The organism is Paracoccus sp. MKU1 (assembly GCF_001447385.1).
Lineage (GTDB): Bacteria > Pseudomonadota > Alphaproteobacteria > Rhodobacterales > Rhodobacteraceae > Paracoccus.
Map to the genome: position 1 here is coordinate 95743 of NZ_LLWQ01000220.1, position 20734 is coordinate 116476.

Annotated in this window: 19 protein-coding genes; 15 read left to right on the forward strand and 4 right to left on the reverse strand. The window is 68.4% G+C overall.

Going from position 1 to position 20734, the window contains the following annotated elements; translation table 11 throughout:
* The first annotated feature begins 4 nt into the window (after positions 1–4).
* Genes pstC through phoB form a run of 5 tightly spaced genes read left to right on the forward strand, consistent with a single transcriptional unit; the run spans position 5 to position 4774 of the window.
* Positions 5–1195, forward strand: coding sequence for a phosphate ABC transporter permease subunit PstC (pstC, locus tag AQY21_RS25040; RefSeq protein ID WP_058100302.1), 1191 nt, complete (start codon positions 5–7; stop codon positions 1193–1195).
* Positions 1192–2535, forward strand: a complete 1344-nt coding sequence (gene pstA / locus AQY21_RS25045) for a phosphate ABC transporter permease PstA (RefSeq protein WP_058100303.1) — start codon at positions 1192–1194, stop codon at positions 2533–2535. The genes pstC and pstA overlap by 4 nt, the downstream gene beginning before the upstream one ends.
* Before the next feature lie 20 nt (positions 2536–2555).
* Positions 2556–3353: a phosphate ABC transporter ATP-binding protein PstB gene (gene pstB / locus AQY21_RS25050; RefSeq protein ID WP_058100304.1), complete on the forward strand. Its 798-nt coding sequence runs from the start codon at positions 2556–2558 to the stop codon at positions 3351–3353.
* 17 nt (positions 3354–3370) lie between these two features.
* A complete protein-coding gene (phoU, locus tag AQY21_RS25055) occupies positions 3371–4081 on the forward strand; it encodes a phosphate signaling complex protein PhoU (RefSeq protein WP_058100305.1) in 711 nt (236 codons plus the stop codon).
* A 3-nt stretch (positions 4082–4084) separates the two neighbouring features.
* Positions 4085–4774, forward strand: coding sequence for a phosphate regulon transcriptional regulator PhoB (gene phoB / locus AQY21_RS25060; RefSeq protein WP_058100306.1), 690 nt, complete (start codon positions 4085–4087; stop codon positions 4772–4774).
* Positions 4775–5529: 755 nt separating this feature from the next.
* Here phoB and AQY21_RS25070 read toward each other — a convergent pair.
* The 3 genes from AQY21_RS25070 to tldD form a co-directional block, all read right to left on the reverse strand.
* Positions 5530–7752 (reverse strand): OmpA family protein, encoded by a 2223-nt coding sequence (locus AQY21_RS25070; RefSeq protein ID WP_058100308.1) that lies wholly within the window; start codon positions 7750–7752, stop codon positions 5530–5532.
* A gap of 135 nt (positions 7753–7887) precedes the next feature.
* Positions 7888–9153, reverse strand: a complete 1266-nt coding sequence (gene dprA, locus AQY21_RS25075) for a DNA-processing protein DprA (RefSeq protein ID WP_065169988.1) — start codon at positions 9151–9153, stop codon at positions 7888–7890.
* A 104-nt stretch (positions 9154–9257) separates the two neighbouring features.
* Positions 9258–10679, reverse strand: a complete 1422-nt coding sequence (gene tldD, locus AQY21_RS25080; RefSeq protein WP_058100309.1) for a metalloprotease TldD — start codon at positions 10677–10679, stop codon at positions 9258–9260.
* A 160-nt stretch (positions 10680–10839) separates the two neighbouring features.
* Between tldD and coxB the strand changes: the two genes are divergently transcribed.
* The 10 genes from coxB to AQY21_RS25130 all read left to right on the forward strand — a co-directional run bounded on the left by coxB (position 10840) and on the right by AQY21_RS25130 (position 19750).
* Positions 10840–11736 carry a cytochrome c oxidase subunit II gene (gene coxB, locus AQY21_RS25085; RefSeq protein WP_058100310.1) on the forward strand — a complete coding sequence of 299 codons (897 nt, stop codon included), beginning with the start codon at positions 10840–10842 and terminating at the stop codon, positions 11734–11736.
* 9 nt (positions 11737–11745) lie between these two features.
* Entirely contained in the window at positions 11746–12663 is a 918-nt protein-coding gene (gene cyoE, locus AQY21_RS25090; protein WP_058100311.1) for a heme o synthase, read from the forward strand.
* A complete protein-coding gene (locus AQY21_RS25095; protein ID WP_058100312.1) occupies positions 12663–12932 on the forward strand; it encodes a hypothetical protein in 270 nt (89 codons plus the stop codon). The genes cyoE and AQY21_RS25095 overlap by 1 nt, the downstream gene beginning before the upstream one ends.
* Entirely contained in the window at positions 12929–13513 is a 585-nt protein-coding gene (locus tag AQY21_RS25100; RefSeq protein WP_058100313.1) for a cytochrome c oxidase assembly protein, read from the forward strand. The genes AQY21_RS25095 and AQY21_RS25100 overlap by 4 nt, the downstream gene beginning before the upstream one ends.
* A gap of 34 nt (positions 13514–13547) precedes the next feature.
* Positions 13548–14372, forward strand: coding sequence for a cytochrome c oxidase subunit 3 (locus AQY21_RS25105; RefSeq protein WP_058100314.1), 825 nt, complete (start codon positions 13548–13550; stop codon positions 14370–14372).
* A gap of 65 nt (positions 14373–14437) precedes the next feature.
* Positions 14438–15109 (forward strand): SURF1 family protein, encoded by a 672-nt coding sequence (locus tag AQY21_RS25110; protein ID WP_058100315.1) that lies wholly within the window; start codon positions 14438–14440, stop codon positions 15107–15109.
* A 9-nt stretch (positions 15110–15118) separates the two neighbouring features.
* The gene (thrC, locus tag AQY21_RS25115) at positions 15119–16507 is read left to right on the forward strand and encodes a threonine synthase (RefSeq protein ID WP_058100316.1); all 1389 of its coding nucleotides are present in this window, start codon (positions 15119–15121) and stop codon (positions 16505–16507) included.
* Entirely contained in the window at positions 16504–17769 is a 1266-nt protein-coding gene (locus AQY21_RS25120; RefSeq protein ID WP_082658260.1) for a pitrilysin family protein, read from the forward strand. Before thrC ends, AQY21_RS25120 begins: the two co-directional genes overlap by 4 nt.
* Positions 17769–18350 (forward strand): GNAT family N-acetyltransferase, encoded by a 582-nt coding sequence (locus AQY21_RS25125; protein WP_058100317.1) that lies wholly within the window; start codon positions 17769–17771, stop codon positions 18348–18350. Before AQY21_RS25120 ends, AQY21_RS25125 begins: the two co-directional genes overlap by 1 nt.
* Entirely contained in the window at positions 18350–19750 is a 1401-nt protein-coding gene (locus AQY21_RS25130; protein ID WP_058100318.1) for an FAD-binding oxidoreductase, read from the forward strand. Before AQY21_RS25125 ends, AQY21_RS25130 begins: the two co-directional genes overlap by 1 nt.
* Here AQY21_RS25130 and AQY21_RS25135 read toward each other — a convergent pair.
* Positions 19713–20624, reverse strand: a complete 912-nt coding sequence (locus AQY21_RS25135) for a LysR family transcriptional regulator (RefSeq protein WP_058100319.1) — start codon at positions 20622–20624, stop codon at positions 19713–19715. The genes AQY21_RS25130 and AQY21_RS25135 overlap by 38 nt on opposite strands.
* Between the last annotated feature and the right edge of the window lie 110 nt (positions 20625–20734).

Here is a 20734-nt window from a genome sequence, read left to right on the forward strand (position 1 = left end):
TCACATGCCTGTCTCATGGACCTTGCTGATCGTCCTTGTCCTTGCCGGCGCGGGCTATCTTGTCACCCGCGCGCGCGTCGTCGCGCTGGCCGGGGGCGATACCCGGCGGCTGCATTCGCGGCCCAGCTATCACGGCTGGAACGCGGCGCTGCTGACGGCGCTGCCGGCGCTGTTCCTGATTGCGATCTGGCGCTTCCTGCTGCCGGCCGCGAATGCGACGCCGGTCGCGGTGCTGGCGCTGATCCTGGCCGCCGCCGGCCTCGGCGTCGCGCTCAGCCGCAGCGCGCCGGGCTTCCGCGCCCGCAATGCGGTCGAAAGCATGGTCAAGGGCCTGCTGATCCTGTGCTCCAGCATCGCCATCCTGACCACCGCCGGGATCGTCTTTTCGATGCTGTTCGAGACCGGGCATTTCTTCCAGCAATACCCGTGGCAGGATTTCTTCTTCGGCACGACCTGGTCGCCGCGCTTCGGCGGCGGCTCGCAGCTGGGCATCCTGCCGCTGCTGTGGGGGACAATCTACATCTCGCTGATCGCGCTGGCGGTCTCGGTGCCGATCGGGCTGTTCGCGGCGATCTACATGTCCGAATACGCCTCGGCCAAGCTGCGCAGCGTGGCCAAGCCGGCGATCGAGGTGCTCGCCGGCATCCCGACCATCGTCTACGGCCTTTTCGCGCTGATCACCGTCGGGCCGATGCTGCGCGACTATTTCGCCCAGCCGCTGGGCCTGGGCAATTCCGGCGCGTCGGTGATGACCGCGGGGCTGGTGATGGGCATCATGCTGATCCCCTTCGTCAGCTCGCTGTCGGATGACATCATCAACGCCGTGCCGCAAAGCTTGCGCGACGGCGCGCTGGGGCTGGGCTCGACGCAATCCGAGACCATCCGCAAGGTGGTGCTGCCCGCCGCGCTGCCCGGCATCGTCGGGGCCATCCTGCTGGCCGCCTCGCGTGCCATCGGCGAGACGATGATCGTCGTGCTGGGCGCGGGGGCCGCCGCCCGCATGGACATGAACCCGTTCGAGGCCATGACCACGATCACCGTCAAGATCGTCAGCCAGCTGACCGGCGACAACGATTTCGCGGCGCCCGAGACGCTGGTCGCCTTTGCGCTGGGGCTGACCCTTTTCGTCATCACCCTGGGGCTGAACATCGTCGCCCTCTACGTCGTGCGCAAATACCGGGAGCAATACGAATGAGCGACGCAACCCTTCACGGCGCACAGCCCCGGCCCTCGCTTCTAGTCGCCGATCCGCGCACCCGCAAGCGCAACGCCGCCGAGGCGCGGTTCCGCGCCTATGGGCTGGGCGCCATCGTGATCTCGATGGTCATGCTGGTGATCCTGCTGTTCACCATCCTGACCGGCGGCCTCGGCGCCTTTCGCCAGACCTATCTGGAAATCCCGGTGACGCTGGACGCCGCGCAACTGGACAAGACCGGCAACCGCGACCCTGCCGATCTGCGCAAGGTCCTGACCCTGACCTATGGCAAGATCCTGCAACAATCGCTGGAACAGGCCATTGCCGACAAGGGCATCGCCATCGCCGACCTGTCGGCCAAGGACGTCTCGAACCTGATCTCCAAGGAGGCTTCGGCGCAGTTGCGCAACCGCGTGCTGGCCGATCCCGAACTGATCGGCCAGACCGTCGAGGCCCGCGTGCTGGTGAACGGCCGGGTGGACGGCTATTACAAGGGCCGTGTCAGCATGGAGAGCGCGGCCCGCGACGCCAATACCTCGCCGGCGCAGTTGCAGCTGGCCGATGCGCTCAAGGCGCAGGGGATGCTGGCGACGCAATGGAACTGGTCCTTCCTGACCAGCCCCGATGCCTCGGATCAGCGCCCCGAGGCCGCGGGCGTGGGCATCGCCATCCTCGGCTCGCTCTACATGATGCTGGTGGTGCTGGTGCTTGCGGTGCCGATCGGCGTCGCCGCCTCGATCTATCTCGAGGAGTTCGCGCCCAGGAACCGCTGGACCGACATCATCGAGGTCAATATCTCGAACCTCGCCGCGGTGCCCTCCATCGTCTTCGGCATCCTGGGCCTTGCCGCCTTCATCAACTTCGCCGGCCTGCCGCAATCGGCGCCCATCGTCGGCGGCCTGGTGCTGACGCTGATGACGCTGCCCACCATCATCATCGCCACCCGCGCCGCGCTGAAGGCGGTGCCGCCCTCGATCCGCGACGCGGCGCTGGGGGTGGGGGCATCGAGGATGCAGTCGGTGTTCCACCACGTCCTGCCGCTGGCCATGCCGGGCATCCTGACCGGCACCATCATCGGCCTGGCCCAGGCCCTGGGCGAAACCGCGCCGCTGCTGCTGATCGGCATGGTGGCCTTCGTCAAGAACTTCCCCTCGGCCCCACCGGACGGGCTGTTCGAACCCGCCTCGGCCCTGCCGGTGCAGGTCTATAACTGGACCCAGCGCGCCGATCCCGCCTTTATCGAGCGCGCCTCGGGCGCCATCATCGTGCTTCTGGTGTTCCTGCTCTGCATGAACCTGCTTGCCATCCTCCTGCGCCGCAAGTTCGAGCGCCGGTGGTAATCTCGGGAAGGAGACCCGATATGAACGACATGAGACTTCTGGAGCGCAGCGTGGACCAGACGGAAATCAAGATCTCGGCGCGGGACGTGCAGGTCTGGTATGGCGAAAAGCACGCGATCAAGGACGTGAACGTCGATCTGCTGGACAAGACCGTGACCGCCTTCATCGGTCCTTCGGGCTGCGGGAAATCGACCTTCCTGCGCTGCCTGAACCGCATGAACGACACCATCGACATCAGCCGCGTCGAGGGCAAGATCACGCTCGACGGCGAGGACATCTATGACAGGCGCGTGGACCCGGTGCAGCTGCGCGCCCGCGTCGGCATGGTGTTCCAGAAGCCGAATCCCTTTCCGAAGTCGATCTATGACAACGTGGCCTATGGCCCGCGCATCCACGGCCTGGCGCGCAACCGCGCCGAGCTGGACGAGATCGTCGAGAAATCGCTGCGCGGCGCGGCGCTGTGGAACGAGGTCAAGGACCGGCTGAGCGATCCCGGCACCGGCCTGTCCGGCGGCCAGCAGCAGCGGCTCTGCATCGCCCGCGCCGTGGCGACCCAGCCCGAGGTGCTGTTGATGGACGAGCCCTGCTCGGCGCTGGATCCCATCGCCACCAGCCAGATCGAGGAGCTGATCGACCAGCTGCGCGCCGAATTCTCGGTGGTGATCGTGACCCATTCCATGCAGCAGGCCGCACGCGTCAGCCAGAAGACCGCCTTCTTCCACCTCGGCAATCTGGTGGAATACGGCAATACCGACGACATCTTCACCAATCCGCGCGATCCGCGCACCGAAAGCTATATCTCGGGCCGCATCGGCTGAGCCGGACAGGAGCTGACATGAACAACGAACGCCATATCCTCTCGGCCTTCGACCGCGATCTGGAAACCGTGCAGGCGCTGGTCGTCAAGATGGGCGGCATGGTCGAAAGCGCCATCCACGACGCCGCCACCGCGCTGGAAACCCGCGACGGCGAACTGGCCGACGAGATCCGCCGCCGCGACAAGGCCATCGACGCGCTGGAGCATCAGATCAACGAGGAGGCGGCGCGGCTGATCGCGCTGCGCGCGCCGCGGGCCACCGACCTGCGCATGGTGCTGTCGGTCATCAAAATCTCGCATATCCTGGAACGTGTCGGCGATTACGCCAAGAACATCGCCAAGCGCAGCCATGTCCTGGCCGAGATGCCGGCCATCGAAGGCGCCGGCATGGCGCTGCGCCGCATGTCAGCCACGGTCGAGGCGATGATGAAGGACGCGCTGGACAGCTATATCCAACGCGACGCGGCGCTGGCCGGCGACGTGCGCAAGCGCGACCTGGAAGTGGACCAGATGTATAACGCGCTGTTCCGCGAGTTCCTGACCTACATGATGGAGGATCCGCGCAACATCACCGCCTGCATGCACCTGCATTTCATCGCCAAGAACATCGAGCGCATGGGCGACCACGCCACCGGCATCGCCGAGCAGGTGATCTATCTGGCCACGGGCGAGCTGCCCGAGGAGCCGCGGCCCAAGGGCGAAAGCGTGCCGCGCATGGAGGGGGCCTGATCCATGGCGCAGACCCAACCCTGTGTCCTGGTCGTCGAGGACGAAGGCGCACAGCGCGAGGTGCTGAAATACAACCTCGAGGCCGAGGGTTTCGACGTGGTGCTGGCCGAGAACGGCGACGAGGCGATGCTGCTGGTCGCCGAGGAGCAGCCCGACCTGATCGTGCTGGACTGGATGCTGCCCAATGTCAGCGGCATCGAGGTCTGCCGCCGGGTCAAGGCCGATCCCTCGACGCGCCAGATCCCGATCATCATGCTGTCCGCCCGCTCCGAGGAGGTGGACCGGGTGCGCGGGCTCGAGACGGGGGCCGACGATTACGTGGTCAAGCCCTATTCGGTGGTCGAGCTGATGGCGCGGCTGCGCACCCAGCTGCGCCGCACCCGCCCGGCCTCGATGGGCGAAAGGCTCAGTTTCGGCGACATCATCCTGGACGCGGGCGAGCATCGGGTGTTTCGCGGCGGCCAGCCGCTGCACCTGGGCCCGACCGAGTTCCGCCTGCTCTCGACGCTGATGGAAAAACCCGGCCGGGTCTGGACGCGCGAGCAATTGCTGGACCGGGTCTGGGGCCGCGACATCTATGTCGACACGCGCACCATCGACGTCCATGTCGGGCGGTTGCGCAAGGCGCTGATGGCGCATGGCGGCGACAATCCGGTGCGCACGGTGCGAGGCACCGGCTATTCGCTGGGCTGAACGCCCGGCCGGAACCGGTCAGCCGCCGTGTCCGGCCCTTTGCCGGCGCGTCCCGGCCTGCATGTGGGGGCTGGTGTGGCCGCTTCGCAGCACGGGGCGGAGGATTTCCGGATTCACCCCTCCCGCCGGGGAGTTCCGAGCCGCGAAACCCCGGGGCCGAGGATCTGTCCCGTTCCTGAACCGGCGGATGCCCGGCGGACCCGCGGCGGGCCGCGCCCCCGCAGGGGGCGCCGGCGGTTCGCCTTGGGTTCCCTAGGCAGAAGAGCGGCGTCGGGCAGCTAATCCGCCGCATGGCAAGCCCGAGTCTCCTCCTTGGACGACACGACCTTCAGCGCATCGCGGACGGTTCGTTGCCGGACGATCAAGTCCGTCACGTTTTCCGGCCGCGGAACCGGCACGGCGAGCGTGCGGCGCGCCTCGCCCGGCTGCGGGATGCCGCGCGTTGCCGCCTGATGCTTATGGAGGTCGGCTATGCCCTGGCCGAGGGTCTTCTGCCTCGGCCGGTCCCGGCTGGTCGCACCGCTACTGCCGGCATATGCACGGAGGAGAGTATCGCTTCTCGGGCGAGGAAGATTGCTTGAAGCGCCAAGCCATCGTCTCTCCGATGCGGGTCCTGGCGATTCGTGGGTGCCCTTTCGATTTGCGCGGGGTCGTGCAGAAAGCAGCCGTCAGCCGCGGGGACGGGCCCCGCGGCTTGCTTCTCTTCCGATCCCGCGGCTGCGGGCTTGACGACCCGGGCTCGCAAGGCCCGGCAGTCAGTTCTGCGCCAGCAGATCGGTGATGCGGCGCACGGCGACGCGGCGGTTCTGTCGCTCGGGCCCGTCGGTCGGCACCAGCAGGAACTGCTCGCCATAGCCCTGCACCACCATGTTCTCGGGCGGCACCTGGAAATATTCCGTCAGCGCCAGCGCCACCGATTCCGCGCGGCGGTCCGACAGGGCCAGATTGGCGGCGTCCGAGCCGACGGCATCGGTATAGCCCTCGATCATGTAGATCTCGCGCGGGTTCTGGTCGATGCTGTCGCGGATCACCTTGCCCAGCGTCGCCAGTTGCTGCGCCTGGTCCGGGGTGATGGCCGAGGAGCCGGTGTCGAAGGTGATCTCGGGCACGTTCACCGGCGCGACCAGGGCGCGCACTTCGGGGATGTTGCGGATCTGGCCCAGGCTGAAGCGGCGGTCGATGGCCGCCTCGCGGCGCAGCGCCTCGCGCAGCGCGGCCTCGTCCAGCCGCTCGCGGTTGATGCGGACCGGCGGCGGTGCGGGCAGGGTCGAGATCTGCACCGGCTGCGCCTCGGTATCGTCGATGAGCCGGGTCTCGCTGCCATCGGCGCGCAGGAGGGTGCGGCGCAGGATGTTCATGTTCGCATCGCGGATGGTGACGACGCGGCTGCCATCCTCGCGCAGCACCGTGGTCCGGGTCGAGCCGTCCTCGAAGGTTTCGGTGCGCACGTTCGAGCCGGGCCGGTATAGCAGGGCATTGTCGTCCTTGATGACCTGCTGGCTGCCGTCGGGCAGCGTGACCACGACCCGGTCGCCGGTGTTCAGCGCCACCTGCCGGTCGTTCGACAGCATCTTGCCGACCGCCATGCCGGCCGCGCCGGCAAGCAGCAGCTTGGCGATGTCCTTGACCGTGTCGTCGTCGTCATCGCGACCGGCTTGCTCGGCCTGGGGATCGGCGGCGGTTTGCTGCTGTTGCAGGCCCTGGGCGACCGAGGTGGCGAATTCCTCGGCCGAGCTGCGGGCGTTCTCGTCGGTGATCTGCACCTCGTTCAGCTCGCCCTGGCCTTCATTCTCCTCCTCGCCGGCCGCCAGCGCGGCGGCCGCGGCAGGCGCAACCTCCTCGGCGGCGCGTTGCGCCACGGCGTTCGGCTGGGCCTGGGCTTCGGGCGCCTGCACCTCCGCGGCCTGCTCGGGCTGCGCCTGGCCGGGTTGTTCCGGTTGCGCCTGGCCGGGTTCCGGCTGCGCCTGGCCATCCGCCTGTTCCTGCAAGCGGCGCTCCAACTCCTGCGCGTCCGGGCGCTCCCCGTCTGCGGGGCGTTGCGCGTCAGCCTCGGTCCCGGCGCCTTGCGCCTGTTCCTGGAGCCGGCGTTCGAGTTCCTGCGCATCCGGCGAATCGGAGGGCCGCGCGTCATCGCTACGCTGCTCCGCGGGCTGGGCCGGCTCTGCCTCTTGCACTTGCCGTTGCGCGGCATCGTCCTGCTGCTGGTCGGGCGCCGCCGTCTGCGGCTCGCCGGCCTGTTCGGGCTGCGGGTCTTGCGGGGCGGCTTCTGCCGCGGCCTCCGCCTCCAGCGCCTTTTTCAGTGCCTCGGCATCCTCGGCCGATTCCGCCGGCGCGGCCGAGCGGCTGTCCTGCGGACCGGCGTTGTCCGGTTGCGGCCGCTGTGTCGGGGCCGGGTCGGTTGTGGTGACCGCTTCGGGCGTGTCGGGCTTGGAGGCGGGAAGCTCGCTTTGCCCAGCCGCCTGATCGGGCTGCGCGGCCTGGGGCTTGGCCGGCGGCTCGCCGGCCTCGACCACCGGCGGCTTGGCGCGGGGTTCCTCGGCCTGCGTCACCTCCGGCTTGGGCGAGGGCGCCTGCGGAGCGGGCGCGGCGTCCTGTGCCTCGGGGGCGGCCTCGCTCCGGGGTTGTTGCCCGGGTTCCTGCTGCGCTTCGGCGGGCTGGCCGCCTTGTCGCGCTTGTGGCTGCTCGGCGGGCTCTCCGGTCGTTTCGGGTGCCCCGCCTTGGGGCTGCGGTTCGCGGGGCTGCTCTTGCTCGGCCTGGGGCTGGGCCTCCGGCCTTGCGGCCTCGGCCTGGTCGGGGCCGGGCTCCTGTGCCTGCTCGGCCTCGGCCGCGGCCTCGCCGGGCTGGTCCTGGGGCAGGATGACCTGCCCGTCAGCGCCTTGGACCTGTTCGTCCTGTGCCACCTGTGCCACCGCCAGGTGCGGGGCGATCAGGGACAGGCAGGTCACGATCGCTGTCGTCGTCTTGTAGATGCGGCGCATGTCGGTCCTCTTTCCGATGGTCGCGTGATCGTTCGTCAACCTTCGGCGGGGGGAGCGGTTCCCCAACAAGCGCGTGACTGCCCCGTGATCGTCCGGCCGCTGCGGGCCAGGGCCTCCGGTGCAGGACCAGGCCGCTCAGCCGCCGCTCAGCGCCAGCTTGCCGCCGGCCATGCGCTGCACCCGACCCGAGAGCTCCAGCGCCAGGATCGCGGGGGCGAGGACGGCGGCGGGCACCCCGAGATCGCGGATCAGCATGTTTTCCTCGGTCGGGCTGGGGCCGAGGCGGGCCAGGATCCGCCCCTCGAGGTTCACCGGTCCCCCCGCGTCGCGCGGCCGGTCCGTCCCCGGCCTGCGGGCGCTGCCGTGGCCCAGCTCCGCGAGCCGCCGGGCGACGGCGGCCGGCTGCCTGACGCGCTCGTCCGCCGGCGCTGGCGCGGTGGGGGCGACCGGGGCAGGAGCGGCCTGCACGGGCTGCGCGGCCAGAACCGGCCTTGCGGTTGTGGGGCTGTTCGATTGCAGCGCTGCCAGCACGTCGGCCGAGTTCCGCACCAGCAAGGCGCCGTCGCGGATCAGCGCGTTGCAGCCGCCGGCGCGGGCGTCCATCGGGTGGCCGGGCACCGCCATCACCTCGCGACCCTGGTCGAGGGCGCAGCGCGCGGTGATGAGGCTGCCGGAGCGATAGGCCGCCTCGACCACCACCACGGCGCGCGACAGGCCCGAGATGATGCGGTTGCGGGCCGGGAAATGCCGGGCCACCGGCTCGGTTCCCGGCGGCTGCTCGGTCACCAGCAGCCCGGTTTCGCAGATCGCCTCGGCCAGGGCGGCGTTCTCGGCGGGATAGATCATGTCGATGCCGCCGGCCATGACCGCGATGGTGCCGCCAGGCAGTGCCGCTTCATGCGCGATGGTGTCGATGCCGCGGGCCAGTCCCGCGATGACCGCCGTGCCCGATTGCGACAGGCCCGCGGCCATGCCCCGCGCCATGCGCAGGCCCAGGGACGAGGCGTTGCGCGCGCCGATCACCGCCACCGGCATGCGTCCCAGAACCGCCATGTCGCCGCGTAGCCACAGCACCGGCGGAGCCTCGGCCACCTCGCGCAGCAGGGCGGGATAATCCGGGTCGTCCCAGGCCAGCAGCCGGGCGCCGGCGCGGTGGCCGGCCGCGATCTCGGCCTCGGCCACGAAGGCGGGGCAGGGGCTGTAATCCTCGATCCCCGCGGCGCGGGCGATGCCGGGCAGGGCGGCCAGCGCCGCCTCGGCGCAGCCATGCTCGCCGAGCAGCCGGTGGAAGGTCGCCGGCCCGACCCGGCGCGAGCGGATGAGGCGCAGAGCGGCAAGCCCGTCCCCTTTGGGGCTGGGTGGGGTATGGTGGGGGTCCGAAGAAAGCGGTCTTGCCATCATGTTCCATGCCTCTGCCTCATCCGCAGGCCGAGTCATGGCATGACAATGGTTAAGAATGGGTTAGCCGCCCAAGAATTCTTCCAACCCCTCGGAATCGCGCCTGTTCAGGCCGCGGAGCCGCCGATGGTCAGCCCGCCGATGCGCAGGGTGGGCAAGCCGACGCCGACCGGAACCCATTGCCCCTGCTTGCCGCAATTGCCGATTCCCGGGTCCAGCGACAGGTCGTTGCCGATGGCGCGGATCTGCTGCAAGGCGGTGGCGCCGTCGCCGATCAGCGTGGCGCCGCGGATCGGATCGCCGACCTGGCCGTTCCTGACCCGATAGGCCTCGGTGCAGGAGAACACGAACTTGCCGTTGGTGATGTCCACCTGCCCGCCGCCGAAGCCGACGGCATAGATGCCGTCCTCGAGCCCGGCGAGGATCGAGGCCGGATCCTCGGAGCCTGCCAGCATGAAGGTGTTGGTCATGCGCGGCATCGGGGCGTGGGCATGGCTTTGCCGGCGCCCGTTGCCGGTCGGCGCGACCCCCATCAGCCGGGCATTCTGCCGGTCCTGCATGTAACCGACCAGAATCCCGTCCTCGATCAGCACGTTGCGGCCGGGCGCCGTGCCCTCGTCATCGACCGAGATCGAGCCGCGCCGGTCCGGGATGGTGCCGTCATCCACCACGGTCACGCCCGGCGCCGCGACGCGCTGGCCCATCAGCCCGGCAAAGGCGGAATGGCCCTTGCGGTTGAAATCGCCCTCGAGCCCATGGCCCACGGCCTCGTGCAGCAGGATGCCGGGCCAGCCGGGACCAAGCACCACGTCCATCACCCCCGCGGGCGCCGGGACCGAGCGCAGGTTGACCAGGGCGATGCGCAGCGCCTCGCGCACCAGCTCCTGCCAGTGCTCGGGCGCGACCAGGCCGGCCAGGCCGATGCGCCCGCCGCCGCCGGCGGTCCCGGACTCGCGTCGCGCGTTCGATTCGACGATGACCGAGACGTTCAGCCGCGCCATCGGCCGGATGTCGGTGGCAAGCCCCCCTTCGGGGCGCAGGATCGCCACCTCCTGCACCGAGGTGGCGATGCTGGCCGAGACCTGCACCACGCGCGGGTCCAGCCCGCGGGCGAAGGCGTCGATCTCGCGCAGCAGCGCCACGCGGGCGGCGAAGGGCACGTCCACGGCCGGGTCGATGGCAGCATAGAGTGGCCGGATCTCGCCCTCCGGTGGCAGGGCCAGCGTGCCGCCGCCGGCGCCGACGGCCAGCCGCACCGTCTCGGCGGCCTTCTTCAGCGCGGCCTCGTCGATTTCGGTCGAATGGGCATAGCCGGTGACCTCGCCGCGCACGGCGCGCAGGCCGAAGCCCTGTTCGGCATCGTAGCTCGCGGTGCGCAGCCGGCCGTCGTCGAAGACCAGCGCCTCGGAGCGCGAGCGTTCCAGGAAAAGCTCGCCATCATCCGCGCCGGCCAAGGCGTCGCGCAGGATGCGCAGCGCGCGGTCCTGATCGAGATGCGTCCGAAAGGGCGAAAACGAAGCGTCTGTCATGGAACCGGTCCTTGTCATGAAGTCCCGCCTAGGGCTTTTTTGACAAGAAGTCGATAGGTATGGCTTGCCCGTCGGGGTAAGATATGGTTCTGGTGCAGGACCGAATGCTGGGGGCTCCGCGACAGGGGCCTGCCGGTGGCATGATAGGCAACGGGATGGGATGATGGCAATTGCGACCAAGCGCCGCGGGGTGGCGGCGGTGATGAGCCTGGGAGTTGCGACGATGACGGCCGTGCCGGCCTTGGCGCAGGATGTGCTGGGCGACCTGCCGGTGATCGGCAAGCCGGTGAACGGGGGGATGGGCTTCCAGCCGGCCTCCAGCCCGCTGGCGCATGACCAGCAATGGCTGGATCATTTCGTGCTCTACATCATCACGGCCGTGACGATCTTCGTCTGCCTTCTGCTGCTGATCTGCATTGTCCGCTTCAACCGCCGGGCGAATCCGGTGCCGGCGCGCTTTACCCACAATACCCCGATCGAGGTGATCTGGACCCTGGTCCCGGTGCTGATCCTGGTCGCCATTGGCGCCTTCTCGCTGCCGATCCTGTTCCGCAGCCAGGAGATGCCCAACGACCCGGACCTGGTCATCAAGGCCATCGGCCACCAGTGGTACTGGTCCTATGAATATCCCAATGACGGCGTCGCTTTCGATGCGCTGATGCTGGAGAAAGAGGCCCTGGCCGATGCCGGCTATTCCGAGGACGAGTACCTGCTGGCCACCGACAACCCGGTCGTGGTCCCGGTCGGCAAGAAGGTCCTGGTGCAGGTGACGGCGACCGACGTGATCCACGCCTGGACCGTGCCCGCCTTTGCCGTCAAACAGGATGCCGTGCCGGGCCGCATCGCGCAGCTGTGGTTCTCGGTCGACCAGGAGGGCGTCTATTTCGGCCAATGCTCCGAGCTTTGCGGCATCAACCACGCCTATATGCCCATCGTGGTGAAGGCCGTCAGCCAGGAGAAATACGACGCCTGGCTTGCCGGCGCCAAAGAGGAATTCGCCGCCGACGCCTCGGACTACCTGCCGGCCAAGCCCGTCAAGCTGGCCTCGGCAGAGTAAGGTCGGGCCGTGGCCGATATCAACGCATATGAGGGGCCCGCAGAGGCGGGCTTCGGGGACTATGTCGCGCTTCTGAAGCCGCGCGTCATGTCGCTGGTGGTGTTCACGGCCTTCGTCGGGCTGTGGATCGCGCCGCAGCCGGTCAACCCCTTCGTCGCCTTCTGCGCGGTGCTGTTCATCGCGCTGGGGGGCGGGGCCTCGGGTGCCCTCAACATGTGGTATGACGCCGATATCGACGCGGTGATGAAGCGCACCGCGGGCCGTCCCGTGCCCGCTGGCCGTGTGACCTCGGACGAGGCGCTGGCGCTCGGCATCGCGCTTTCCGGTCTGTCGGTGATGATGCTGGGGCTGGCGGCGAACTGGTTCGCAGCCGGGTTCCTGGCCTTCACCATCTTCTTCTATGCCGTGGTCTATACGATCTGGCTGAAACGCTCGACGCCGCAGAACATCGTCATCGGCGGCGCGGCCGGGGCCTTCCCGCCGATGATCGGCTGGGCCTGCGCCACCGGCGGCATCGGCATCGAGTCGCTCTTGATGTTCGCGTTGATCTTCTTCTGGACGCCACCGCATTTCTGGGCGCTGGCGCTGTTCATGAAGGACGATTATTCCAAGGCCGGCGTGCCGATGCTGACCGTGACCCATGGTCGCAGGGTGACGCGCCGCCACATCTTCGCCTATACGCTGGTGCTGGCGCCCTTTGCGATCTGGCTGGGCTTCACCTCGGTCGGCGGACCGCTCTATCTCGCGGTTTCAGCGGTGCTGAACCTGATGTTCATCGCCGGCGGCTGGCAGATCCTGCGCCGCAGCGAGGATCAGGCCCAGGCCGATGGCTACAAGGTCGAGAAGCGGTATTTCCGCCTGTCGCTCTATTACACCTTCCTGCATTTCCTGGCGCTGCTGGTGCAGCATTGGGTCGGAGGATGGTGATGTTGCCCCCGGTCGAACATGAACTGCACAAGCGTCGGCGCAGCCGCAATATCGGCCTGCTGGTCGTGCTGCTGGCCTTCGTGGTGCTGGTCTTCGGCCTGTCGGTGGTCAAGATCACCCAGGGCGATATGATGCAGGGCTATGACCATCGCCCGCGCGCCTCGATGCTGCCCAAGGATCCGAGCCCATCGGCGCCGAACGACGCGCCCGTGGCCGCGCCGGGCACGCCGGCGGCCGAGCAGGGCGCCGCGCAGGAGGGGAGCCAATGAGCGGGAAACCGAGGTCGAACACCCGCACCGTGGCCATGCTGGCCGGTGTCGTGGTGCTGATGGGCGCGCTGAGCTGGGCGGCGGTGCCGTTCTATTCCTGGTTCTGCAAGGTGACCGGCTTTGCCGGCACCACCAACGTGGCCGAGGCCGCCTCGGACACGGTGCTGGACGAAAAGATCCGCGTGCGCTTCGACGCCAATGCGGACAGCAATCTCGGCTGGACCTTCCGGCCGATGCAGCGCGAGATGGAACTGAAGATCGGCGAGAACGCCATCGCCTTCTACGAGGCGGTCAACAATACCGACCAGCCCGTCACCGGCACCGCCAGCTATAACGTGGCGCCCGATGCCGCCGGCTATTTCTTCAACAAGATCGAATGTTTCTGCTTTACCGAGCAGACCCTGCAACCGGGTGAGCGGGTCGAGATGCCGGTCAGCTTCTTCGTCGATGCCGATCTGGTCAATGACCGCGACGCGGGCCGGATCCGCGACATCACCCTGTCCTATACCTTCCACCGGACCGATCCGCCCGCGCCGAAACAGGCGGCGTTGGACGCGAAAACGGAACCGACCGTAAACTGAGCAACAAGAACCAGCAACAGCCGGGAACGCAGCCATGGCCCATGTAAAGAACCACGATTATCAGATCCTGCCGCCCTCGATCTGGCCCTTCCTCGGCGCGATCGGCGCCTTCGTGATGCTGACTGGCGCGGTCGCCTGGATGAAGGGAATCACGGTCCTCGGGCTTCCGGTCGAAGGGCCGTGGATGTTCCTGATCGGTCTGGCCGGCGTGCTCTACACCATGTTCGGATGGTGGGTCGATGTCGTGAAAGAGGGCGAGTCGGGCGAGCATACCCCGGTGGTGCGCATCGGCCTGCAATACGGCTTCATCCTGTTCATCATGTCCGAGGTGATGTTCTTCGTCGCCTGGTTCTGGGCCTTCATCAAGAATGCCATGTATCCGATGGGGCCGGACAGCCCGATCAAGGACGGCGTCTGGCCGCCGGAGGGCATCGTCACCTTCGACCCCTGGCACCTGCCGCTGATCAACACACTGATCCTGCTGCTCTCGGGCGTCGCGGTGACCTGGGCGCACCACGCCTTCGTGCATGAGGGCGACCGCAAGACCACGATCAACGGCCTGATTGTCGCGGTGATCCTGGGCATCTGCTTCACCGGGCTGCAAGCCTATGAATACAGCCACGCCGCCTTCGGCCTGGCCGACACGGTCTATGCCGGCACCTTCTACATGGCCACCGGCTTCCATGGCGCCCATGTCATCATCGGCACGATCTTCCTGTTCGTCTGCCTGATCCGGCTGCTCAAGGGCCAGATGACCCAGCAGCAGCATGTCGGCTTCGAGGCCGCCGCCTGGTACTGGCACTTCGTCGATGTGGTCTGGCTGTTCCTCTTTGTCGTGATCTATATCTGGGGCCGCTGATCCCGACAGACATTTCCACGGCGCGGGGCAGATGTTCCCGCGCCGTTTGCTTTGGAGGCCCGCCCATGCGCCGTTACCTGTTCCCGCTGATCCTCGGCGTGCTGGGCTGCGCCATCCTGATCTCGCTGGGCATGTGGCAACTTCAGCGGCTGGACTGGAAAGAGGGGCTGATCGCGCAGATCCAGCAAAGGATCGAGGGTGCGCCCGTGCCCCTGCCGGCGGCGGTGGACCCGTCGATGAAATACCTGCCGGTGCTGGTCTCTGGCCAGACCACCGGCGAGGAGATCGACGTGCTGTCGGGCACGCGCGAGGCGGGCGGCGGCTATCAGGTCGTCTCGGGCTTCGTCACCGATGACGGGCGCAAGATCCTGCTGGACCGCGGCTTCGTCGATCAGGACCACAAGCGCGATCCGCGCCCGCCGGTGCGGCTGGAGGTGGCGGGCAACCTGCACTGGCCCGACGAGAAGGGCAGCGCCACGCCCGAGCCCAACCTGGCCGAGAACGTCTGGTTCGCCCGCGACGTGCCCGCCATGGCCGCGCAGCTGGGGACCGAACCGATCCTCGTCGTCGCGGCCGAGGTTCGCGGCGACGCCCAGGGCGTGCAGCCGATCCCGGTCGCGGTCGAGGGCATTCCGAACAACCACCTGAGCTATGCCGTGCAATGGTTCATGATCGCTGCGGTTTGGGCAGGGATGACAGTGGCGCTGATCTGGCGTATCAGGCAGCGGCAATTCTAGGGGGACGCGATGCGTTACGTTTCGACTCGGGGGCGGGCTCCGGTCCTGGACTTCGAACAGGCGATGATGACCGGGCTGGCGCGGGACGGCGGCCTGTATCTGCCCGAGGCGATCCCGATGTTCTCGGCCGAGGAGATCGCCCGCCTCGAGGGCCTGCCCTATGAGGAGGTCGCGCGGCGCGTCACCAGCCCCTTCGTCGGCGAAAGCTTCAGCGATGCCGAGCTGCGCGATGCCATCGCCCGCGCCTACCAGGGCTTCGATCATGTCGCCCGCGCGCCGCTGGTCCAGCTTGCGCCGGGCCATCACCTGCTGGAGCTGTTCCACGGGCCCACCCTGGCCTTCAAGGACTTCGCCATGCAGCTGATCGGCCAGCTGTTCCAGCTGGCGCTGGCGCGCTCGGGGCAGCGGGTCACGATCCTGGGCGCCACATCGGGCGATACCGGCTCGGCCGCGATCGAGGCGTTCCGGGGCCTGTCCAACGTCGATGTCTTCATCATGTATCCGCATGGCCGGGTCAGCGAGGTGCAGCGCCGGCAGATGTCCACGCCGGCCGACGCCAACGTCCACGCGCTGGCGGTGGACGGCACGTTCGACGACTGCCAGGCGCGGCTGAAGGATCTGTTCAACGACCACGATTTCCGGGACACGGTGGGGCTCGCGGGCGTGAACTCGATCAACTGGGCGCGGGTACTGGCGCAGATCGTCTATTACTTCACCGCCGCCGTCAGCCTGGGCGCGCCGCGGCGCGAGGTGGATTTCACCGTGCCGACCGGGAATTTCGGCGATGTCTTCGCCGGCTCCATCGCCAAGACCATGGGCCTGCCCATCGGCCGGCTGGTCGTCGCCACCAACCAGAACGACATCCTGCACCGGGCGCTCAGCAGCGGCGAATACCGCGTCGGCACGGTCGAGCCCTCGATCAGCCCCTCGATGGACATCCAGGTCAGCTCGAATTTCGAGCGCGCGCTGTGGCTGGCCTATGACCACGACGGCAACGCCGTGTCGCGGCTGATGGAGGAACTGAAATCCGGCGGCTTCGCCATCAGCCAGGGCGCATTGCAGCAACTGCGCGAGACCTATGTGTCGGGCCGCGCCTCGGAGGCGGAGACCACGGCGATGATCGCCACCATCCGCGAGGAAACGGGCGAGGTGATCTGCCCGCATACCGCCGTCGCCGTGAAGGTGGCGCGCGAGCACATCCGTCCCGGCGTCCCGATGATCAGCCTTTCGACCGCGCATCCGGCGAAATTCCCCGATGCGGTCGAGGCGGCCGTGGGCATCCGCCCGCCTCTGCCGCCGCATATGGCCGACCTGTTCGAGCGAGACGAGCGCATCACCCGTATTGCAAACGACGCCGAGGCCATTAAATCGCTGATCCTTGAACGGAGAACAGCTTGAATCAGATCCGCATCAGCACCCTGCCCAACGGGCTGCGCGTCGTCAGCCGCGACATGCCCGGCCTGCATTCCGCCGCCATCGGCATCTGGGTCAATGCCGGCTGCCGCGACGAGCGCGCCGAGCAGAACGGCATCGCCCATTTCCTGGAGCATATGGCCTTCAAGGGCACGGCGCGGCGCAGCGCGCTGGAAATCGTCGAGTCGATCGAGAATGTCGGCGGCTATATCAACGCCTATACCTCGCGCGACGTGACCTCCTATTACGCGCGGGTGCTGGCGGGGGACGTGGAACTGGCGTTGGACGTCATTTCGGACATCGTGATGAACCCCGTGTTCGACCAGCGCGAGATCGAGGTCGAGCGCGGCGTGATCCTGCAAGAGATCGGCCAGGCGCTGGACACGCCCGACGACGTGATCTTCGACTGGCTGCAAGAGGCGGCCTATCCCGACCAGCCCATGGGCCGCACCATCCTGGGCCCGGCCGAGCGGGTCAGCCGTTTCGACCGCGCCGACCTGTCCGGCTTCATCGGTGAGCATTACGGCCCGGAACGCATGATCATCGCCGCCGCCGGTGCGGTGGATCACGACCGCATCCTGCGTCAGGTCGAGGCGATCTTCGGCGGTCTCGCCGCCCGCAAGCTGACCACGCGCGAGCCCGCCCGCTGGCAGGGCGCCGAGGCGCGCCGCGTCAAGGGGCTGGAGCAGGCACATTTCGCGCTGGCCTTCGAGGGGCCGGGCTATCAGGCGCCGGATTTCTATGCCGCGCAGATCTGGACCTCGGCGCTGGGGGGCGGCATGTCCTCGCGCCTGTTCCAGAAGCTGCGCGAGGAAAAGGGCCTGTGCTATTCGATCTTCGCGCAAAGCGGTTTCCACGACGATACCGGCATGGTGACGATCTATGCCGGCACCTCGGGCGAGCAGATCGCCGACCTGGCGATGCTGACCGTGGACGAGCTGAAACGCTCGGCCGAGGACATGACCGAGGCCGAGGTGGCCCGCGCGCGTGCGCAGCTCAAGGCCGGGCTGCTGATGGGGCTGGAAAGCCCGACGGGCCAGGCCGAGCGCATGGCGCGCTCGCTCTCGATCTGGGGCCGGGTGCCCGATCCCGCCGAGGTGGCCGAGCGCATCGACGCCGTGACCGTCGCCCATATCCGCGCCCATGCCGAGCATCTGATCGCCCATGCCCGCCCGGCTTTGGCGCTTTACGGGCCGGTGGCCGGGGCGCCGACGCGCGAGGTTCTGGCCGAAAGGCTTGCCGCCTGATGTTTTCGCGCCGCCGTCCGCCGCGCCTGGAAACCGAGCGGATGGTGCTGCGCCTGCCGGCGCATGCGGATTTCGGGTCCTGGGTGGCGCTGCGCGTCGAAAGTCGCGCCTTCCTGACCCCGTGGGAGCCGGTCTGGGCGCCCGATCACCTGACCAAGCGCAGCTTCACCAACCGGGTCTATTGGGCGCAGCGCGCCAGCCGCAACGGCACGGCGCTGCCCTTGTTCCTGATCCGGCGCGACGGCACGTTTTTGGGCGCGATCACGCTGGACAACATCCGCCGCGGCCCGGCGCAATCGGCGACCATCGGCTATTGGATCGGCCAGCCCTTCGCCCGGCAGGGCTATATGCGCGAGGCTATCGGAACCCTGGTGCAGCACGCATTCGGCGAGATGGACCTGAGCCGGATCGAGGCTGCCTGTCTGCCCGAGAACACCCCCTCTCGCGGGGTGCTGGAACGTTCCGGGTTCAAGTATGAAGGCGTGGCGCAAAGCTATCTGCAAATCAACGGCCGCTGGCGCAACCATGTGCTCTACGCCAACCTGCGCCACGACCGGCGCGGCAAGACCGAGGTGCGCTGATGCTGAATCCCGCCGATGACAGCCTGGCCGCGACGCTGCCCGACGGCGTGCTGCGCGAGGTGACCCCCGCCTATCTGGAGGAACCGCGCGGGCGCTATCTCGGCCGGGCGGGGTTGGTCGCCGCGCCGCGCAGCACGGATGAGGTCGCCGCCGTGGTCCGCGCCTGCGCCGAGGCCCGCGTCGCCATCGTGCCGCGCGGCGGCGGCACCGGGCTGGTTGCGGGCCAGGTGATGCCCGAGGGGCCGCCGCCGCTGATCCTGTCGCTGGAACGGATGACCGCATTGCGCGGCATCTGGCCCGAGGAGAACGTGCTGGTGGCCGAGTCCGGCATGACCCTGCAAGCCGTGCGCGACGCGGCCGAGGCTGCGGGCCGGCTGTTCCCGCTGTCGCTGGCGAGCCAGGGCACGGCGGCTATCGGCGGTTGCCTGGCGACCAATGCCGGCGGCGTCACCGCGCTGCGCTATGGCACGGCCCGCGCGCTGTGCCTGGGCATCGAGGCGGTGCTGCCCGACGGCTCGGTCGTCCACGACCTGAAGCGGCTGCGCAAGGACAATACCGGCTACGACCTGCGCGACCTGCTGATCGGGGCCGAAGGCACGCTGGGCATCGTCACCGCGGCCAGCCTCAAGCTGGTGGTGCCGCCGCCGGGGATCGGCACCGCCATGCTTCAGGTGCCCTCGCCCGAGGCGGCGCTGACGCTCTTGTCGCTGGCCGAGGGGCGCATGGCCGGCGGCGTCACCGCCTTCGAGCTGATCGGCGGGCAGGGGCTGGCCTTCCTGGCCGAAATGCTGCCCGAGATCCGCCAGCCCTTGCCCGGCGCGGAATGGTCGGTGCTGATCGAGGTCGGCCTGCCCGAGGGACTGGCCCCCGAGGCGGCGCTGGAGGGGCTGCTGGTGGACGCCATGGAGCGCGGCCTGGTCACCGACGGTGTGATCGCGCAATCGGGGGCGCAGGCGGCCGGTTTCTGGCACCTGCGCGAACATATCCCCGAGGCGAACCGCCGCATCGGCGCCGTCGCCAGCCACGACATCAGCCTGCCGCTGTCGGAAATCGCCGGCTTCATCCGCGATGCCGGCGAGCGGCTTGCGGGCGAGGGGGTGCGGATCAACTGTTTCGGCCATCTGGGCGACGGCAACTTGCATTACAACCTGTTCCCGGCGCCGGGCCGCAATCGCGCGGATTACGACGACCGGCGCAAGGCGCTGTCGCAACTGGTGCATCAGATGGTGGTGGATCGCGGCGGTTCCTTCTCGGCCGAGCACGGGGTCGGGCGGCTGAAGACCGGCGATCTGGCACGCTGGGGCGATCCGGCGCGGCTCAAGGCGATGCGGGCGATCAAGGCCACGCTGGACCCGCTGGGCATCATGAATCCGGGCGTGGTGCTTTCAGCAGCGGGCTGAGCGCCGTCCGCAGGTGGTCCAGATAGGCCGAGAGCCGCGGCGGCATGAAGGGCTGCGGCAGGTAAAGCGCCTGGATATCCAGCTGCGGCCGCAGGAAATCCGGCAGCAGCCGTTGCAGCCGGCCCTGGGCCACGTCCTGCGCCACGACGAAGCTGGGGATCAGCGCCACGCCCTCGCCCTCCAGCACCAGTTGCCGCACGGCCTGGGCGCTGTTCACGGTGATGCGGCCGGGCAGGGGGATGCTGACCGCCTTGCCCTCGATCAGGAAGATCGCCCGGCCGGGATTCTGCGTATTGCTGTCGCGGATGTTCACATGCTCGCGTAGGTCCTCGGGGCGGGCGGGGCGCGGATGCCTGTCCAGATAGGCGGGGCTCGCCACCGCCCAGGCCTCGGCCTGGCCGATGCGGCGGGCGATCAGGCTGGAATCGGCAAGCTGGCCGATGCGTAGCGCCAGGTCGAAGCCCTCGGCCGCCAGATCGACATAGCGGTCGGTCAGGTTCAGGTCGATCTCGATCCCCGGATGGCCGGCGGTGAAGTCTCGGGTCAGGGTGGTGGCGAACATCTCGCCGAAGGCCACCGGGGCGGTGAGGCGCAGCCGCCCGGTCAGGACGCCTTCCTCGGCATGGGCCTGGGCGTCGAGTTCCTCGACCGCCGCCAGCACCCGGCGCGCCGCCGAAAGGTAACGCTCGCCCGCGGGGGTCAGCGACAGGGCGCGGGTGGTGCGGTTCAGCAGCGTGATGCCCTGCTGCCCCTCCAGCGCCGCGACATATTTGCTGACCAGCTTGTTCGAGATCCCCAGCCGCTCGCCCGCCCGGGTGAACGAGCCGGCATCGACCACGGCGACAAAGGCGCGGATGCCGTCGATCCTGTCCATTCCATCCTCGAATTGGCGATAATATTTCCATAAATATGGCAATTTTCGCGACAATCGCCAAGGGCTATCTGTCGGGCAACGAACACGCGAACAGTTGCAAGGAAACACAT

Bases quoted from the DNA above. Each gene is read 5' to 3' on its own strand.
- pstC (WP_058100302.1), top strand. From the start codon at position 5: ATGCCTGTCTCATGGACCTTGCTGATCGTCCTTGTCCTTGCCGGCGCG.
- pstA (WP_058100303.1), top strand. From the start codon at position 1,192: ATGAGCGACGCAACCCTTCACGGCGCACAGCCCCGGCCCTCGCTTCTA.
- pstB (WP_058100304.1), top strand. From the start codon at position 2,556: ATGAACGACATGAGACTTCTGGAGCGCAGCGTGGACCAGACGGAAATC.
- phoU (WP_058100305.1), top strand. From the start codon at position 3,371: ATGAACAACGAACGCCATATCCTCTCGGCCTTCGACCGCGATCTGGAA.
- phoB (WP_058100306.1), top strand. From the start codon at position 4,085: ATGGCGCAGACCCAACCCTGTGTCCTGGTCGTCGAGGACGAAGGCGCA.
- AQY21_RS25070 (WP_058100308.1), bottom strand. From the start codon at position 7,752: ATGCGCCGCATCTACAAGACGACGACAGCGATCGTGACCTGCCTGTCC.
- dprA (WP_065169988.1), bottom strand. From the start codon at position 9,153: ATGATGGCAAGACCGCTTTCTTCGGACCCCCACCATACCCCACCCAGC.
- tldD (WP_058100309.1), bottom strand. From the start codon at position 10,679: ATGACAGACGCTTCGTTTTCGCCCTTTCGGACGCATCTCGATCAGGAC.
- coxB (WP_058100310.1), top strand. From the start codon at position 10,840: ATGATGGCAATTGCGACCAAGCGCCGCGGGGTGGCGGCGGTGATGAGC.
- AQY21_RS25095 (WP_058100312.1), top strand. From the start codon at position 12,663: ATGTTGCCCCCGGTCGAACATGAACTGCACAAGCGTCGGCGCAGCCGC.
- AQY21_RS25100 (WP_058100313.1), top strand. From the start codon at position 12,929: ATGAGCGGGAAACCGAGGTCGAACACCCGCACCGTGGCCATGCTGGCC.
- AQY21_RS25105 (WP_058100314.1), top strand. From the start codon at position 13,548: ATGGCCCATGTAAAGAACCACGATTATCAGATCCTGCCGCCCTCGATC.
- AQY21_RS25110 (WP_058100315.1), top strand. From the start codon at position 14,438: ATGCGCCGTTACCTGTTCCCGCTGATCCTCGGCGTGCTGGGCTGCGCC.
- thrC (WP_058100316.1), top strand. From the start codon at position 15,119: ATGCGTTACGTTTCGACTCGGGGGCGGGCTCCGGTCCTGGACTTCGAA.
- AQY21_RS25125 (WP_058100317.1), top strand. From the start codon at position 17,769: ATGTTTTCGCGCCGCCGTCCGCCGCGCCTGGAAACCGAGCGGATGGTG.
- AQY21_RS25130 (WP_058100318.1), top strand. From the start codon at position 18,350: ATGCTGAATCCCGCCGATGACAGCCTGGCCGCGACGCTGCCCGACGGC.
- AQY21_RS25135 (WP_058100319.1), bottom strand. From the start codon at position 20,624: ATGGACAGGATCGACGGCATCCGCGCCTTTGTCGCCGTGGTCGATGCC.